The 15,215-nt window shown below is 43.7% G+C and carries 19 protein-coding genes, 2 tRNA genes and 1 other RNA gene; 18 read left to right on the top strand and 4 right to left on the bottom strand.

All coding sequences use genetic code 11. The features are described 5' to 3' along the window. Window positions 1-385 precede the first annotated feature (385 nt). Both cspD and P343_RS35110 read left to right on the top strand, forming a co-directional pair. A complete protein-coding gene (gene cspD / locus P343_RS35115; protein ID WP_023511604.1) occupies window positions 386-586 on the top strand; it encodes a cold-shock protein CspD in 201 nt (66 codons plus the stop codon). A gap of 141 nt (window positions 587-727) precedes the next feature. Further along, a tRNA-Arg gene (locus P343_RS35110) sits at window positions 728-800 on the top strand. Between the two features lie 180 nt (window positions 801-980). Here the strand turns inward: P343_RS35110 and P343_RS37560 are convergent. The 4 genes from P343_RS37560 to P343_RS35095 all read right to left on the bottom strand — a co-directional run bounded on the left by P343_RS37560 (window position 981) and on the right by P343_RS35095 (window position 4,737). Then, window positions 981-1,919: a cytochrome b5 domain-containing protein gene (locus P343_RS37560; protein ID WP_236620373.1), complete on the bottom strand. Its 939-nt coding sequence runs from the start codon at window positions 1,917-1,919 to the stop codon at window positions 981-983. A gap of 16 nt (window positions 1,920-1,935) precedes the next feature. Continuing rightward, window positions 1,936-3,297: a ferredoxin reductase family protein gene (locus P343_RS35105; protein ID WP_023511603.1), complete on the bottom strand. Its 1,362-nt coding sequence runs from the start codon at window positions 3,295-3,297 to the stop codon at window positions 1,936-1,938. Window positions 3,298-3,575: 278 nt separating this feature from the next. After that, window positions 3,576-4,016 (bottom strand): hypothetical protein, encoded by a 441-nt coding sequence (locus P343_RS35100; RefSeq protein WP_023511602.1) that lies wholly within the window; start codon window positions 4,014-4,016, stop codon window positions 3,576-3,578. Window positions 4,017-4,314: 298 nt separating this feature from the next. Next, the gene (locus tag P343_RS35095; RefSeq protein ID WP_023511601.1) at window positions 4,315-4,737 is read right to left on the bottom strand and encodes an NUDIX domain-containing protein; all 423 of its coding nucleotides are present in this window, start codon (window positions 4,735-4,737) and stop codon (window positions 4,315-4,317) included. A gap of 331 nt (window positions 4,738-5,068) precedes the next feature. Here P343_RS35095 and P343_RS35090 point away from each other — a divergent pair, with 331 nt between their 5' ends. The 16 genes from P343_RS35090 to P343_RS35025 all read left to right on the top strand — a co-directional run bounded on the left by P343_RS35090 (window position 5,069) and on the right by P343_RS35025 (window position 15,117). Next, window positions 5,069-5,749, top strand: coding sequence for a sigma-70 family RNA polymerase sigma factor (locus tag P343_RS35090; RefSeq protein WP_023511600.1), 681 nt, complete (start codon window positions 5,069-5,071; stop codon window positions 5,747-5,749). 41 nt (window positions 5,750-5,790) lie between these two features. Next, complete coding sequence (gene clpP / locus P343_RS35085; protein WP_023511599.1) at window positions 5,791-6,378, top strand: ATP-dependent Clp endopeptidase proteolytic subunit ClpP; 588 nt, start codon at window positions 5,791-5,793, stop codon at window positions 6,376-6,378. Window positions 6,379-6,477: 99 nt separating this feature from the next. Next, complete coding sequence (locus P343_RS35080) at window positions 6,478-6,990, top strand: DUF6241 domain-containing protein (protein ID WP_023511598.1); 513 nt, start codon at window positions 6,478-6,480, stop codon at window positions 6,988-6,990. A 100-nt stretch (window positions 6,991-7,090) separates the two neighbouring features. After that, on the top strand, window positions 7,091-7,261 hold the full coding sequence (sspK, locus tag P343_RS36880; protein ID WP_236620375.1) for a small acid-soluble spore protein K: 171 nt from the start codon (window positions 7,091-7,093) through the stop codon (window positions 7,259-7,261). Between the two features lie 3 nt (window positions 7,262-7,264). Next, window positions 7,265-7,411, top strand: a complete 147-nt coding sequence (locus P343_RS36875) for a YpzG family protein (protein ID WP_023511596.1) — start codon at window positions 7,265-7,267, stop codon at window positions 7,409-7,411. 200 nt (window positions 7,412-7,611) lie between these two features. Further along, on the top strand, window positions 7,612-8,253 hold the full coding sequence (locus P343_RS35075; RefSeq protein ID WP_023511595.1) for a Bax inhibitor-1/YccA family protein: 642 nt from the start codon (window positions 7,612-7,614) through the stop codon (window positions 8,251-8,253). Between the two features lie 154 nt (window positions 8,254-8,407). Then, window positions 8,408-9,679, top strand: a complete 1,272-nt coding sequence (gene uraA / locus P343_RS35070) for a uracil permease (protein WP_023511594.1) — start codon at window positions 8,408-8,410, stop codon at window positions 9,677-9,679. Window positions 9,680-9,788: 109 nt separating this feature from the next. Beyond that, a complete protein-coding gene (tadA, locus tag P343_RS35065; protein ID WP_023511593.1) occupies window positions 9,789-10,286 on the top strand; it encodes a tRNA adenosine(34) deaminase TadA in 498 nt (165 codons plus the stop codon). Between the two features lie 64 nt (window positions 10,287-10,350). Further along, window positions 10,351-10,785, top strand: coding sequence for a GNAT family N-acetyltransferase (locus P343_RS35060; RefSeq protein WP_023511592.1), 435 nt, complete (start codon window positions 10,351-10,353; stop codon window positions 10,783-10,785). A 153-nt stretch (window positions 10,786-10,938) separates the two neighbouring features. Beyond that, a tRNA-Ser gene (locus P343_RS35055) sits at window positions 10,939-11,031 on the top strand. Window positions 11,032-11,052: 21 nt separating this feature from the next. Then, window positions 11,053-11,319: signal recognition particle sRNA large type (ffs, locus tag P343_RS36870), an RNA gene on the top strand. A 161-nt stretch (window positions 11,320-11,480) separates the two neighbouring features. Continuing rightward, a complete protein-coding gene (dnaX, locus tag P343_RS35045) occupies window positions 11,481-13,184 on the top strand; it encodes a DNA polymerase III subunit gamma/tau (RefSeq protein WP_023511591.1) in 1,704 nt (567 codons plus the stop codon). A gap of 21 nt (window positions 13,185-13,205) precedes the next feature. After that, window positions 13,206-13,520 (top strand): YbaB/EbfC family nucleoid-associated protein, encoded by a 315-nt coding sequence (locus P343_RS35040; protein WP_023511590.1) that lies wholly within the window; start codon window positions 13,206-13,208, stop codon window positions 13,518-13,520. Between the two features lie 113 nt (window positions 13,521-13,633). After that, on the top strand, window positions 13,634-14,230 hold the full coding sequence (recR, locus tag P343_RS35035) for a recombination mediator RecR (RefSeq protein ID WP_023511589.1): 597 nt from the start codon (window positions 13,634-13,636) through the stop codon (window positions 14,228-14,230). 301 nt (window positions 14,231-14,531) lie between these two features. After that, window positions 14,532-14,750: a YaaL family protein gene (locus tag P343_RS35030; protein WP_031264241.1), complete on the top strand. Its 219-nt coding sequence runs from the start codon at window positions 14,532-14,534 to the stop codon at window positions 14,748-14,750. Window positions 14,751-14,847: 97 nt separating this feature from the next. Beyond that, a complete protein-coding gene (locus P343_RS35025; protein WP_023511587.1) occupies window positions 14,848-15,117 on the top strand; it encodes a pro-sigmaK processing inhibitor BofA family protein in 270 nt (89 codons plus the stop codon). Window positions 15,118-15,215 lie beyond the last annotated feature (98 nt).

Raw genomic sequence — 15,215 nt, 5'->3', positions numbered from 1 at the left:
TTAATATGCAAAAAAAAGTGAAAAAAAAACGAAGAAAGTCTGCAAATGATGTATAAAAAAATCGAAATGGGTCGATTATAGAATCAGCACGTTAACCGGGTGGACCATCGATGCTCTTGACAGCATAAAGGTTGATATATCAAGGAAGTATCCGTTTACAAAAATGGGATTTTATTGACACAAAATCGGGATTGTGCTATATTGTAATAAACCATTTTACTACTTAATATAAGATCTGGATGTAAGAATGAAGACCCTTCCTAGAAGTGTAGTAGTTTTTACTTCTGGAAAGGTCTGTTTTTTATGTGCTCATTTTTGTTGTTAAATGGTGAATGGTTTTAGTTCACGCGCGGGCAGCGCAACGTTTTAGGGAGGCAATTATACGATGCAAAACGGTAAGGTAAAATGGTTCAACGCAGAAAAAGGCTACGGTTTCATTGAAGTAGAAGGCGGAAATGATGTATTCGTACACTATTCTGCAATCGAAGGCGACGGTTTCAAAACGCTTGAAGAAGGTCAAGAAGTTAGCTTCGACATTGTTGAAGGCAACCGCGGACCTCAGGCAGCAAACGTTACAAAACTGTGATCTTCGGCCATAACCGATGATGCGGAAGCAGTCCTCTCTAAAAAAGGGCTGCTTTTATTTGTGCCGCTAACATACGTTGCCCTGTTCAAAGCTCTTCTTTTTTTGTATAATACTCTATGTCGCAAAAAATGTGCGAGTTGCGGCTCTGTAGCTCAGTGGATAGAGCGTCGGTTTCCTAAACCGTGCGTCGGAGGTTCGATTCCTCTCAGGGCCATTATATAGTGTCTAAACGTTCAAGTAGGGTTAGGAATACAATGTAAAACGTCTGTTATTCGTCAAAATAAGAACGAATAACAGACGTTTATACGTTTTAAACAGAACAATGAGATAAATGATACGAGATAATAATTACATGGTTTTGTTTACAAATAAATTTATCCTACTGGTGTGTCTGTTATTTTAAGTATCCGATGACGGTAAGCGATGAGAGCACAGACGTACCGTGCGGTGCATGTTCAATTGCTGTAGTTAAATCCTGCCCCGCTTGTACCCCATGATGGTACCCGTTATGCCAACCGGGTGCGTGTGTCACGTCATAAACTTTCCCCTTAACAGCAACATAAGCGGGGTGCCCGTTTTGTCCGTTATATTTTTTTAATGCAGCCAAGGTGAATGTTCGTTGATTATTTTGATTTGAAGCTGATTTAGTCATGTTTTTATTTGTAACGCTATTTTTTTTGTTTGCTAGATAGCCGATGACCGGGACGGAGGATAAGACGGATACGCCATGTGGTGCACGTTCAATTGCTGTGGTCAAATCTTGCCCCGCTTGTACCCCATGATGACGTCCATTATGCCAACCGGCTGCATGAGTCACATCATATATTTTCCCTTTAACGGCTACGTAGGCAGGTTGTCCATTCTGCCCATTATATTTCTTTAATGCGTCTAAGGTGAATGTTCGTTTATCACTTTGTTTTGAAGGGGATGTCGTGCCGCTCGATGGTTGTTTTGTAGCCAAAGGGCGCTCATTCACTAAATAACCAACGATGGGGACAGCAGCAAGGACTGAAGCTCCATGTGGCGAGTGCTCAATCGCTGCTGTAAGATCTTGTCCCGCTTGAACGCCGTGATGGTTTCCGTTATGCCAATCGGGAGCATGGGTTACATCGTACACCATTCCTTTTACGGCAATATAAGCGGAACGTCCATTTTTACCGTTATACGTACTTAATTGAGAGAGCGTGAATTTGCGTTTCTTATTTAAATGTAATTGTCCGGCTTTTGAATGTACCGTTTTGCCAATAGACTGTGTGGTTAGTTTCTCGCAGCCTGTCAGAATAAGCATGGTTATGAGTAAAAAATATACAATTGTTTTTTTCATCGACAACATGGTTGAGTGTCTCCCTTTACATTGAAAAATTTTCAAAATGAATTTTCTTTTTGTGTACCTTTAGCCCACGTAACGTTTTTACTGCTGAATCCATCATTCTTGAAGGACCGCAGATGATATAATGCGTACGTTTTATTCTAAAGCGACGTTCTGATAAATAACGAACAATCTTTTCACGATTTAAGTGGCCAGATTCACCATTATTATTAGGTTCTCTTGATAATATAGGAACAAAAGTAAATTTAGGCATTTGTTCGATTAAGTAATTAAATACATTTTTGGAAATCAAATCTTTCGTGCTTGGAACATTCCAAAAAAGAATAACACGGCGTTTTCTGTTCCGATGGCAGAGATCTTTCAAAATGCTGAGCATCGGCGTAATGCCAATACCTCCTGCAATGAGCACAAGATCGGACTTTGTATGGTAAACACTGTTTCCGAGAATTCCGTAGGGTCCTTCAATTATTGCTCGGGTCCCTAGTGGTACTTTTGGAATAAAAGAAGTGTAATCGCCAATTGATTTGACGGTGACAGACAGATAGCGACGATCGTTTGGGTTGGATGTTATTGAAAAAGGGTGTTCTTCTTCAGATATACCGGCCCCAAGCATCCGAATAAAGACAAATTGACCTGCTTTGTAATGTGGGACATTACCCCGTTCACGTTTGAAAACAAATGTATGTATCATTGGTGATTCGGGAGTAATTTGTATCAGAGTATAAGGATGACGTTTGGCGTGCTTAATTTTCAACACTTTATGGTAGAAATAACTGCCGAAAGCAATAAAAAAGTAAAGTGTATACACTCCGCATATCCAGAAATTTTTTCGATAAAAAGCGCTGAAGTAAAAGACATGGAGGAACACAAGAACAATTGCGATCACATTTAAATTGTGTATCCACACGTTATATTTAAAGTCGAGAATGTGCTTTTTTTCCAACCAATTCCTAATAAAATGAAGAACGTTTATTTTCCGTATTATGAGATCGGTCATAAAAATCAGTGAGAGGCCCGCAAGAACGAGAAACAAGATAAGGGCCAGATCTCCTAATTGGCGAACCGTTTGCAGATAGCTCGACCAGATGGCTTCTTCGAGTTGTTTATGAAGAAATGAGAGAACGATTGCGACAAGCGCTGCGCTACCGTGAAATTTGTAAAAATGATTTAGTCCAAAGAAACGTTCAAGAAATTTTGGGCGAGCGCTAATCACAAGTTCTGCAAGCAGCCAAGTGTAAGCAATAGCACCAATGACCATAGGTAATAAGTCTTTTGGTGTTTGATAGGCAGGCGGATTTGCTTTATAGACGATGAAGATTGCAGGGAGAGGGCTTAATAAATAGACAAGCAAAATCATCGTTCTCATGAGTCGTCTGAACATGTTCTGTGTTCCTCCAATGGTAACAAAATCATTTGAATGCAAAGTAATTATAATAATTATAAAATGAAAAAATCATTAGAATCAGATGAGAAATTACGAAGAGAGAAAGCAGGGTACGGTTTGCGTATTAATTGGATTCACTTCGTTTGGGCGGATTTTGAACAGTTCTTCTTGGAATGGGGGTATGAAAATTAACCAAAAAAAGAGTGCACTGATGGCACTCTTTTTTCTACATCGTACATGATATTTTAATTAGTTATGATAATAATTGCTGTAACCTAGATTGAAACATAAACCAACTCAGAATGATTTTGTTTGTTATGTACGAACATTCCGGCTTGGCCATAATTATTTAAGAATTCCTCATTAAACGATTTATATTCTTTTGGTGTCAACGTTAAAACATATCCGCGATTTTTGTTCGCGGCGCTATATTTAGAAAGAGTACCGGGAACACGATAAAGTGTGTTCTTGTTTCCACGCTGGATGTTCAGCGGAACAGAACTTAAATCTAAATGAATCACATAACCATTTTTTAATTGCAATAAAATTGTTCTGTTGCTTCGAAATGAATAACGATCAACAGATTGCTCTGTCTTAATACTCTGAGTAGCCTTATAGTCGACCACTTCCCCGTAAATAGCCAGACTCGCAATAACAATTGCTGCTGCAACCAATAATGTAATACCCATGCGCTTGCTTAAAAAAGTACTTTTCATTGTCAATGAATGCCTCACTCTATTTGAATTCATTGGCACAAACAATATCACAAAACAGACAAAAAATATACACAATTTGTTCACAATTTAACAAGAACAATCTAATTTTTTTGAGGGGAACTGAAATCAGAGTACCGTTGAACTGTAAACGAACTGGAGGCGCATAAGAAACACTTTGATCAGCACGACAGCGCGTGAACGTTGGATGGGGAGCAAAACACAATGTACGGAGAAAAAGAATTTTAATCGATGCCAATCGGTTTAGACAGTACGTTCATGGGTTAATAATGGCTATGATTTAATCATGTAGTACCTTCGCTGCTTGACTGATCTGATCTTTGAGGTAATCCGGCGCGCTGGGATGGTTTAACACGTCGTCTGTGGTCATCCAGTAGAGTTCGGCAACTTCGTCGGCGCTGACGGCGTGCGGGATACCGGATTTCGGGCGACAAAAGAAAATCGTTTCCAGCGCGCACCGGCCATCGGGAAGTAGGAATGAGGCGCTTTTCACATATCTGAGATCGTTCACCTCGATAGCGATTTCTTCCTTGATTTCGCGTCGCATCGCGTGCTCTAAAATATCATTTGGATGATCTTCGAGATCTACTTTTCCGCCGACGAGTGCGAGCAGCCCTGCCGCGTGTTTCTCTTTTTCGCTCCGTTTGATGATCAACCAGCGTCCATCTTGATAAATTGCAGCTTCTACAATAACGAGAAACATCTGATCCCTCCGCTCTTTTAATCAATTGTTTATTTTTTCATTATAAAACATTTTACTTTTAGATCGAGGGAATAGCTGCTTTTCTTGAATGTCGCTTCCTTTTTTGCTACAGTCAAGAATAAGCATGACGCTTCTGATGAAAGGAGCAATCCTATGGCTGATCGTACGTTTCTTGTCTCTGCGGCGAATGATTGGCTAGAGGAATTTGCGAACAGTTCTCGAAATATATGATTAAAGAATGAACCTTCTAATCAAAAAAATAGAAGCATTGTAACAATAAAGAAGCTTTTTTCGTTTATTCAAGTATATAACGTAAGGAAGGAGGCGGCTTATGAAGGAGCAGCTGGCAGGCAGGACTATTTCAGTGGATGATCAGTTTGAACAGATGCTTCGCCCCTATATGGCATCGATGCGGCGGTATTGCATGGCGCTCACGGGATCTGCATGGGATGGTGACGATCTGTTCCAGCGTGCACTGATCAAAATATTTAATGCATGGAGAGCAAATAAAGTAAGGACCGTAACGAAAGCCTACCTATTCCGCATCATTTCAAATGCGTGGATTGATCACCATCGCAAAGCGCATGTTCCTGAGCTTGTTAAGGATTCATTTGACGATGTTGCAAGTCGTAATGAAGGGGTTGGAACTTCCGAGCGGCTGACAGAAGCGATGAGAATTGTGCTGAATCGATTAAATGTCAGGCAAAGACTGGTATACTTGATGCAGGCAGGTTGGGGATTAACTGCATCTGAGGTTGCCGAATTATGCGGCGAATCGGAAGGAAACGTACGCGTCATCTACCATCGAGCGCGAAAAAGAATCCTGTCGCGCTTGGCTGATCCGGATCAGCGATTGGATGAGACGCTGTTGGATCGCTACATCGCAGCCTTTCAAAGCGGCGATACTGAGCAGCTACTTGCTTTATACCGAGAAGAGACCGCTGCACGGAGCACGAAAGCGCAGCGGATGCCAAGTGGCCCTCAAGGAATCCGCTGTTTACTCGCTGCTTGAGGTTATATAAAATCAGAAATGAACTACAGGGAGGAATTACTGTGTCATCATTTTTTATTCCATATGTGATTGAACAATCCAATCGGGGTGAACGTTCCTACGACATATACTCGCGCTTGCTGAAGGATCGCGTCATTTTCCTAGGCTCGGAAATTAACGATGAGGTTGCGAACAGCATCGTTGCTCAGTTGCTTTTCTTAGCATCAGAGGATTCGGAAAAGGATATTTCCATCTATATCAATAGTCCTGGCGGATCGGTTTCTGCGGGCTTCGCCATTTTGGATACAATGAATTTTATTAAGCCTGATATTCAAACGATTTGCGTTGGCATGGCGGCATCGATGGCATCGATTATCCTCACATCCGGGACAAAGGGCAAACGACTTTCTTTGCCGAACGGTGAAGTGATGATCCACCAGCCGCTTGGTGGTGCCCAAGGCCAGGCAAGCGACATCGAAATCAGCGCAAGACATATTTTGAAGACTAAGGAAAAATTGAACAAGATTCTTTCTGAAACGTCTAACCGGAGTTATGAACAGATCGTGAAGGACACGGATCGCGACAACTTCCTGACTGCCGAACAAGCGAAGGAATATGGTTTCGTTGATAAAATCATTGAAAAATTATAAGAAAAAATGCCGTCTGATGCGCAACCTGCGTGTTGGACGGTTTTTTGATTGCGTAATTTCCTGTTCTCAAGTACGCTAAGCGGAGAGGGGGAGTCTGAGATGAAAAACGTATTGTTCATCGTGCTTGGCTGTCTGATCATTTTTGCTATTCTGGGTGGTACCGCGTATTTGTTTTATCAGAAGCAGCAGCATAGCGCGCTGCGTGAAAAAACGGCGGAAAAAATGATTGGAAAGATCAATCAGGCTGATCCTAATGATAAGAAAAACCCGTTTGGCGAACAAAAAAAGATCAATGATTTAACCGATGACGATATGCAACTGATCATTCATGAAATGTCTCATCAAAAAGTAAAGGCCGATCAGAAATGGGGCTCGATCCTGATTACACAGAATCGAATCGACTGGTTGCTCCAAGCCTTAGATAAAAACAAATTTGCCTATGAAAAAACGTATCGAGACATTCTCATGCGATGGAAAAAAGGTGATTTTTCAAAGGCCGATCGCGACCATAATACAATCTGGAAGCTTCAGGGGGGCACAATTGGAAAAGCTACAGGCTTATTGTCTCCCTCAGAAGAAAAACGCTACATAGAAGCACAGAGTAAGAAGTAAAAGATCAATCAAACACGGGAAAAATTTTTCCTTGCTTAGAATAGAAAAAACGATGCGGCACATAATAAAACCACCTTTTGAAAAGGAGGTTTTGACCTTGGTGGATAAGCCGGGAACACGATTTAGTGTGCAGAACGAAGATGAATTGTGGCCGGGAGCGGATCCGTCGCACGTATCGAAACGTGCTGATGGGACGATTAAAGACCGCCCTGGAGAACGCATGTTTTCTGCACATCAAAAGCAGCGAAATAACGATCATACGGAGGGATGACAGGTGAAAGAGCCAGGCAGAACCGATGAAATGATCAAGCGTTATGGCATGTCTCATGCTAAGCATTCGCCCTATCAAGTGAACGGTGAAACACAGCAAACACAATCAGGAAAAATTCTTGAAGTGAATGCAAGGCGCCATCAAAAATAAGACCGAGTCAAAAGGTGAGGAAGACGGTTCTCCTTATGGAAGCCGTCTTTTTCTTATTTTTGCTTTTTAAAATTTTCTTTGTATAATGAATGTAAGCCTTTTAAATAGGACAACAATCGCATAAAAATAATGGGACACGGAAACTTTTTAAAAATATTTAGCGTATGCTTATTACAAGCCTTTAAAGGAGGATGAGATTTATGGTTGAATTTACGACTCAGGCAGTCAGAAAGCCGTACTCTAAATTGTTTTCAGCATTTTTTTCCGGATTGCTGTTGACCACAGTGGGCCTTTATCTTGGACAATATGTTCCTGATGCTGTGAGATTTCCACTTTGGTTCCTGGAACTGGGCATGATCTTCATGATGATGTTTGTGAGAAAACGCAAAGCGGTTGGCTACTCTTTAATGTATGGGTTTATGTTTATTTCGGGCGTAACCTTGTACTCAGCTGTCAATCACTACACTCAGTTGCTTGGCGGGCCGCTTGTTCTTAAAGCATTTGCGGTAACAACAGTATCGTTCGGTGCAATTGCGGTGTATGCAATGCTGAGCAAGCGTGATTTCTCATTCCTGGGCGGCTTCCTTTTCGTGGGATTGATTGCACTTGTGCTGCTTCAGCTATCCAGTGTGTTCTTCCCGGTATCCAGCATGACTGCGCAGATTTATTCTGGAATCGGTATCCTGATTTTCGTAGGTTACACTCTGTTTGATTTCAGCAGGCTGACGGTTCACGGCTTTACCGATCAGGACATTCCGATGATTGTCGTTTCAATCTATCTGGATTTCATTAACCTGTTCCTTTATATCCTGCAATTTATCGGCATCGGTTCGAAGAACTAAGCCTAATATAGAATGAAAAAGGGAGGCGCTGAGGCGTCTTCTTTTTTTTGTGGAAAAAATTTTTTGAATGACCCTCGTTTTAATCTTTTCTGAAACACGTGACTTCCGCTATACTAGACAAGATGGACATAATACATATATGGAGGAGATGCAAATGGCTGGACGCATTGTTCAAACGGACGAAAAACTTCCTTTAGTTGAAAGTATTCCCTTAAGTTTTCAGCACTTATTTGCGATGTTCGGCTCTACGGTTCTTGTACCTCTTATCTTCAAAGTTGATCCCGCGACCATCTTGTTGATGAACGGTATAGGCACATTAATTTATCTTGCGATATGCCGCGGAAAAATCCCGGCTTATCTTGGGTCAAGCTTTGCTTTTATCTCGCCGGTGCTTGCGGTTATTGGTACACACGGCTATCAAGCGGCTTTAGGGGGATTTATTGCCGTCGGCTTGGTCTTTATTATTGTTTCATTTATTATTCATCTTGTTGGTACGAAATGGATTGATGTTGTGTTTCCACCGGTTACGATGGGGTCAATTGTTGCGATAATCGGATTGCAACTGATTCCTACGGCGGCAACAAGTGCCGGATTGATTGCACCGGCAGGAGCGGTTAAATGGGCAATGGACCCGAATACGGTTCTTGTTTCGCTACTGACGATCTTAATTACTATTCTCGGTTGGGTACTGTTCCGCGGATTCTTGAAAATCATTCCAATTCTGATCGGCATCGTTGCCGGCTATTTGATTGCCTGGCCGGCGGGACTCTTGAAATTCAGTTCGGTTGTGGATGCCCAATGGCTTTCTTTACCGCATTTTTACACCCCGTCCTTTGATACGGCCAGCATCTTGATTATTCTTCCGGCTGCGCTGGTAGTCATTGTGGAACATATCGGCCACTTGATGGTTACGAGCAATATTGTCGGGAAAGATCTGATTAAGGATCCTGGTCTTGACCGTTCAATGTTCGGCAATGGTATTTCGACGGTCATTTCAGGCTTTGTCGGATCGACACCGAACACAACCTATGGCGAAAACATCGGTGTGCTCGCGATTACCAAAGTGTATTCGACATGGATCATTGGCGGTGCGGCGGTCATTGCCATTGTTCTATCTTTTGTTGGCAAGCTGTCTGCACTGATCACGTCGATTCCTTTAGCAGTCATCGGCGGGATTTCGCTGATCTTGTACGGAGTGATTGCGTCAAATGGTTTCCGTATTTTTGTTGAGAAAAAAGTTGATTTTGCCAAAGCGCAGAATATTATTTTGGCAACAGTAATCTTTGCTGCCGGTCTCAGCGGTGTGACCATTAACATTGGCAAGGTGCCGTTGAACGGTATGGGTCTAGCAACGATTGTCGGTGTACTGCTCAGCTTGTTCTTCGCACTAATCAACAAGCTCCATCTTTCTAACGAAGAAGAATAACGGTTGTAAATTTGAAGAGGAGGCGTTCCTGTTGACGGGGCGCTTCTTTTTTTGATTTGAATTGTACGTTGCCATTCGGTATACTGCTGTTCAGACAGGAGGAGTGCCCGTGTTATCAGAGGATGAACAGTTTATGGAGCTTGCCATCGCTGAAGCCGGAAAAGCAGAAGCAATTGGTGAAGTGCCGATCGGCGCGGTGATTGTGAGCGATGGTGAAGTGATTGCTCGTTGCTATAACAAACGTGAGGCACTGCAGGAACCGACCGCGCATGCCGAGCTGATGGCGATCGAAGAGGCGAGCCGAAAACTGGGCACATGGCGCTTGTCCGGATGCACCCTATATGTCACATTAGAACCGTGCCCGATGTGCGCCGGCGCAATCGTTCTTTCAAGAATTGATCGACTTGTTTATGGTGCGGCAGATCCAAAAGCCGGATGCGCAGGTACGTTGATGAATCTTGTTCAAGAGGACCGATTCAATCATCGTGCCGAGGTCGCCGCCGGTGTTCTGGGCGCCCGATGCGGTCAGATGCTAACCGATTTTTTCAGGAAACTGCGAGAGAATAAGAAAAAGGGAAAAAGTGAGGAGCAGACAGAACGGTCATAGTTGTCTTTGAGTAAATAAACAGGGAATTCCTCATACATCTATTCAAACAGGGGAGAGGACAAAAATGGATATTAGACTGATGACAATCGATGATTATGAAGAAGTTTATCAAATCTGGACAGCAACAAGCGGGATGGGATTAAGAAGCCTTGATGATTCAAAAGACGGAATAGCTAAATTTTTGTTGAGAAATCCAACGACAAATTTTGTTTCAGTACTTAATGGTGAAATCATTGGTGTTATTCTATGTGGAAATGATGGACGAAGAGGATACATTTACCATACGGTTGTGAAACCTACATACCGTGGTCGTGGTATCGGAAAAGCTTTGCTTGAGGCGGTATATTATGCGTTAGATCAAATCGGCATTACTCGAGCGGGATTAATGGTCCTAGATACGAATGAACTAGGAAAATCATTTTGGCAAGCCCAGGGATGGGAACAAAGAGTGGACCTGAACTATTATTCAAAGGCGATTGATCCTAATAACGTAAAATAAAGTAATAGGTGAACAAGCGGCTCAATATAATTTCTTATCTGTTTGCTGATTTTGTATTTTTATGTTAAACTAACCTTCGTCGTAACGAATTATCAGTAATTGAGTCGTGTACATTTATTTTGGAAGCGAATCTATGTTACGGTATTTGGCTGTGGAGGCGTACCCAAGTGGCTGAAGGGGACTGACTCGAAATCAGTTAGGGCGTCGTTCGGCGCCGCGGGGGTTCAAATCCTCTCGCCTCCGCCATTACTTTTGTTATCAAATTAGCCGTGCTAGATGGGGAGGTAGCGGTGCCCTGTAACTCGCAATCCGCTGTAGCGAGGTTGAATTCCTTTCATGAGGTCTCGACGTTGTGGAGCAGCCTCAAGCACGTGGTGTTGACGTTTGGGTCCTGCGCAACGGAAACTCATGAACCCTGTCAGGTCCGGAAGGAAGCAGCAGTAAGTGAGACCTTTCGTGTGCCGCGGGGTTGCCTGGGCCGAGCTAACGACTTGAGAAGCGTTCATGGCGCCTTGATCGACGAAAGGTGCACGGCGTTAAAAATAAAGCAACAAGGGCTATCGAAAAGAAATTTTCGGTAGCCCTTGTTTTTTCATGGAGAAAGAATGACCGCCGCGGTTTCAATCACGCACGGTTACCGTTATAATGAACGTATATCATTCAAGCCGAGCGTATTCGGTGGAAGGGGGAGGAAGATGGCCTATCAGGCGCTTTACAGAGTCTACCGGCCCCAGAATTTTCATGATCTTGCCGGGCAGCAGCATATTGCCCAGACTCTTCAGAACGCCCTGACCAAACAGCAGTTCTCTCATGCCTATCTATTCACCGGTCCGCGCGGAACAGGCAAAACGAGTGCCGCGAAGATTTTTGCAAAAGCGATTAACTGCGAACATGCCCCGGTCGCTGAGCCGTGCAATGAATGCGCAGCATGCCGAGGGATTACGAGCGGCAGCATCGCCGATGTGATTGAAATCGACGCTGCTTCCAACAACGGGGTCGATGAAATCCGTGACATTCGCGATAAAGTAAAGTATGCGCCAAGTGAGGTTCGCTATAAAGTTTATATCATCGATGAAGTGCACATGCTTTCAACAGGTGCCTTTAATGCGTTGCTGAAGACTTTGGAAGAACCGCCCGAGCATGCAGTGTTTATTCTGGCAACAACTGAGCCGCAGAAAATACCACTGACGATTATTTCGCGATGCCAGCAGTTTGATTTTCGACGTATCCCCTCGTCTGAGATCTTTGACCGTCTGCATTTTGTTGTTCAGGACCAGAAAATTGATGCGGAAGATGAGGCACTTCAACTGATCGCTAAAGCAAGCGAAGGCGGCTTGCGCGATGCACTAAGTGTTTTAGATCAAACTGTGGCTTATAGTGATGGCACGATGACGGTTCAGGATGTGCTGGATGTCACCGGGATGGTTTCCGATCAAATGATCCGTGAACTTATCGACGGACTGGAAGCTGGCGATGCTGCTCGAGCGGTCGGGAAAATAGGTGAGCTGCTGGATCAAGGTAAGGATCCGCTTCGATTGATTGAGCAAATGATCTTCTACTATCGAGATCTGTTGCTTTACAAGACATCACCAGATTTAGAAGACCTGCTGACACGGCCCCATGTCGATGATGCTTTTCGCGAACAAGCGGAAAGAGTCGCTGCAGATCGGCTCTTCCAAGTGATCAGCCAGATGAATGACGCATTTATTGAAATGAAGCGAACCAATCATCCGCGTATTTTACTTGAAATGGCTGTTGTTCGTTTGTGCCTGCCAGCGAATATCTCTCAAGCTGTGCCAACGGAAACTTCGTTTGTTGGCGATGCACTGGAAAAGAGAATTGCCACATTAGAGAATCAGGTAAAAAAATGGTCAGAGTCACCGGAAGTCATGATTCGGCAGGAAAAGCCGCCGGAAATGAGTCAAACGCGTGCGCCGCGAAGAAACAGTGGTCTACGGGTTCCTACGATGCAAATTAACCATGTGCTGGATGAGGCGACTAAAGAGGAACTGCGTGAGCTGCGATCGGTGTGGGCGACAGTCATGACGAAAATCCGCGCCGAAAATGTGGCTGCCCATGCCTGGATGTTGGAAAGCCAGCCGGTTGCCAGTTCTTTACAAGGTTTTGTTCAGGCTTTTAAATATGACTTTCATTGCCAAATGGTGATGGAGAATAAAAACAATATTATGGAGTTAGTCCAGTCTATCGTACAGGACGTAACGAAAAAGCAAAAAACTATGTACCCTGTTCCTGAAGAAACGTGGACGAAGATGAAAAAAGATTTCATTGAGCGTTCGCAATCCTCTCAGGAAGATAAAAGCGAGAAAGCGGAAGAAGATCCAATGATCGCTGAGGCGAAAAAACTTGTTGGTCCTGATTTAATTGATATTAAAGATTAATGGATTATGGAGGCGATTGATATGATGCGAGGAAACATGAACAACATGATGCGTCAAGTGCAAAAAATGCAGAAACAAATGGCGGAAGCCCAGGAAAAACTGAAGGAGGAAATCGTAGAAGGAACTGCTGGCGGCGGCGTTGTAACAGTTAAGGCGAGCGGCCAGAAAGAAATCGTCGATGTTACCATTCAGCCTGAGGCTGTAGATCCGGACGACGTGGAGATGCTGCAGGATTTAATCGTTGCGGCGGTTAACGACGCGCTTACCCACGCAGATGAATTAGCAACAAAACGGCTTGGCAAGTTTACCCAAGGTTTAAATCTGCCCGGATTCTAATACGCGGGCGCTCTTGATAATCGAAAAGCGGCGAATTCCGTATAATTTGGAACCGGAATTCGCTGCTGATCATTTCAGGGGTCTTTTGACAACCAGTGGAAGGAGATTCTGCGATGCAATATCCTGAACCGATCGCAAAACTTATAGACAGTTTCATGAAACTCCCGGGTATTGGACCAAAAACGGCCGTGCGCCTGGCGTTTTTTGCGGTAGATATGAATGAAGAAGATGTCATGGACTTTGCACGAGCATTTGTCGATGTGAAACGTAAATTAGTGTATTGTTCTGTGTGCCAAAACATCAGTGACCATGATCCGTGCCCGATTTGCGATGATTCCTCTCGTGATCACTCCACCATTTGTGTGGTGCAAGATCCGAAGGATGTGGTGGCGCTTGAGAAGATGCGGGATTATCACGGTCTGTATCACGTGCTTCACGGTGTCATCTCACCTATGGATGGTATTGGTCCTGAAGACATCAAGGTAGCAGAACTCATTAGGCGTTTGGAAGATGAAAACGTGAAAGAAATTATTCTTGCAACCAACCCGACGGTTGAAGGTGAAGCGACCGCGATGTATATCTCGCGTCTTGTTAAACCGATCGGGGTGAAAACCTCGCGGATCGCCCACGGCCTGCCTGTCGGCGGTGACCTGGAGTATGCGGACGAAGTCACGCTTTCCAAAGCGCTAGAGGGACGCAGAGAACTGTAACTAAAGTTATACTTAAATCTAATGTTGTTTTTTATCCATAGACGAGCAAGGATGCGAGGCACGAGACTCATCCGTGATCAAAACAGTTGATGCAGGTCAGGGAAGACCTCACAGACGGATGTCTTGCCTGAGGATGCTTCAGGGACTGCTCACGGCTGCGCCTGTTGATGCGAGCAACCGATGCGTAAATAGAGCTGTATGCTGAAAAACAACATAAAAACTTTAACAGAGCCTTAACTAAAAAGATTAGCGGCTGTTTGCGCCTGCAAAAGGATTTGCAGGGGGATTGGAGATGTTGGCGATGTTTGGCAGAAAAAAGGGCGCACTGCGCAAAGAGATGACTGAATCCCTTCTCGATTTGCTCAACAAATGCAAAACAGAATGGATGACCAAGAAGAAAGTGATTGATGCCAGCATTGATCCATCCGATGAGGTGCTGCACCAGCTAAAGCTTGCGGAAGCTAAGTATTTCTACTTATTAAAAGAAGTTCGCGAATTGAAACAATTCATGGATCGATAAGGTTCTAAAAAGGACATGCTTTCATACATTGTATAAACGAAACATTGGTGAAGATAAACACAGAGTTTCTTTATCTATGGATGAGGAGGCATGTCCTTTGAATAACTATATATTTCTGATCCTTGGTATACTAGTATTATTTATCGTGATCATGGCTGCAGGTGCTTCATTTCACCCAATAAAATGGATTGGTAGGTTAGCGATTCGTCTTGTAGTAGGCGCATTGCTGCTTTTCCTGCTAAATGTCATTGGTGAATCGTTCAGTATGCATATTCCCATCAATCTTGCGACTGCCGGGGTCAGCGGGCTGCTCGGAATCCCCGGCATCGCGGCGTTAATCGTAATCAAGTTCTCGCTGGGTATTTAAGCGAGAACTTTTTTATGGACTTTAGTCCGTTGAGCACGCGTAGCGTGCGAAACAAAAAACCACCCGCTATGCGGGTGGAAGACAAGTCGTTATACAGA

Origin of the sequence: Sporolactobacillus laevolacticus DSM 442 (assembly GCF_000497245.1) — a bacterium.
Lineage (GTDB): Bacteria > Bacillota > Bacilli > Bacillales > Sporolactobacillaceae > Sporolactobacillus > Sporolactobacillus laevolacticus.
The sequence above is the reverse complement of the archived record's forward strand: the minus strand, read 5'-3'. Positions and strand labels throughout refer to the sequence as shown.

Bases quoted from the DNA above. Each gene is read 5' to 3' on its own strand.
- P343_RS35060 (WP_023511592.1), top strand. From the start codon at position 10,351: ATGGATATTAGACTGATGACAATCGATGATTATGAAGAAGTTTATCAA.
- P343_RS35040 (WP_023511590.1), top strand. From the start codon at position 13,206: ATGATGCGAGGAAACATGAACAACATGATGCGTCAAGTGCAAAAAATG.
- P343_RS35090 (WP_023511600.1), top strand. From the start codon at position 5,069: ATGAAGGAGCAGCTGGCAGGCAGGACTATTTCAGTGGATGATCAGTTT.
- P343_RS35105 (WP_023511603.1), bottom strand. From the start codon at position 3,297: ATGTTCAGACGACTCATGAGAACGATGATTTTGCTTGTCTATTTATTA.
- P343_RS35100 (WP_023511602.1), bottom strand. From the start codon at position 4,016: ATGAAAAGTACTTTTTTAAGCAAGCGCATGGGTATTACATTATTGGTT.
- P343_RS35075 (WP_023511595.1), top strand. From the start codon at position 7,612: ATGGTTGAATTTACGACTCAGGCAGTCAGAAAGCCGTACTCTAAATTG.
- cspD (WP_023511604.1), top strand. From the start codon at position 386: ATGCAAAACGGTAAGGTAAAATGGTTCAACGCAGAAAAAGGCTACGGT.
- uraA (WP_023511594.1), top strand. From the start codon at position 8,408: ATGGCTGGACGCATTGTTCAAACGGACGAAAAACTTCCTTTAGTTGAA.
- P343_RS37560 (WP_236620373.1), bottom strand. From the start codon at position 1,919: ATGTTGTCGATGAAAAAAACAATTGTATATTTTTTACTCATAACCATG.
- recR (WP_023511589.1), top strand. From the start codon at position 13,634: ATGCAATATCCTGAACCGATCGCAAAACTTATAGACAGTTTCATGAAA.
- P343_RS35095 (WP_023511601.1), bottom strand. From the start codon at position 4,737: ATGTTTCTCGTTATTGTAGAAGCTGCAATTTATCAAGATGGACGCTGG.
- dnaX (WP_023511591.1), top strand. From the start codon at position 11,481: ATGGCCTATCAGGCGCTTTACAGAGTCTACCGGCCCCAGAATTTTCAT.
- P343_RS35030 (WP_031264241.1), top strand. From the start codon at position 14,532: ATGTTTGGCAGAAAAAAGGGCGCACTGCGCAAAGAGATGACTGAATCC.
- P343_RS35080 (WP_023511598.1), top strand. From the start codon at position 6,478: ATGAAAAACGTATTGTTCATCGTGCTTGGCTGTCTGATCATTTTTGCT.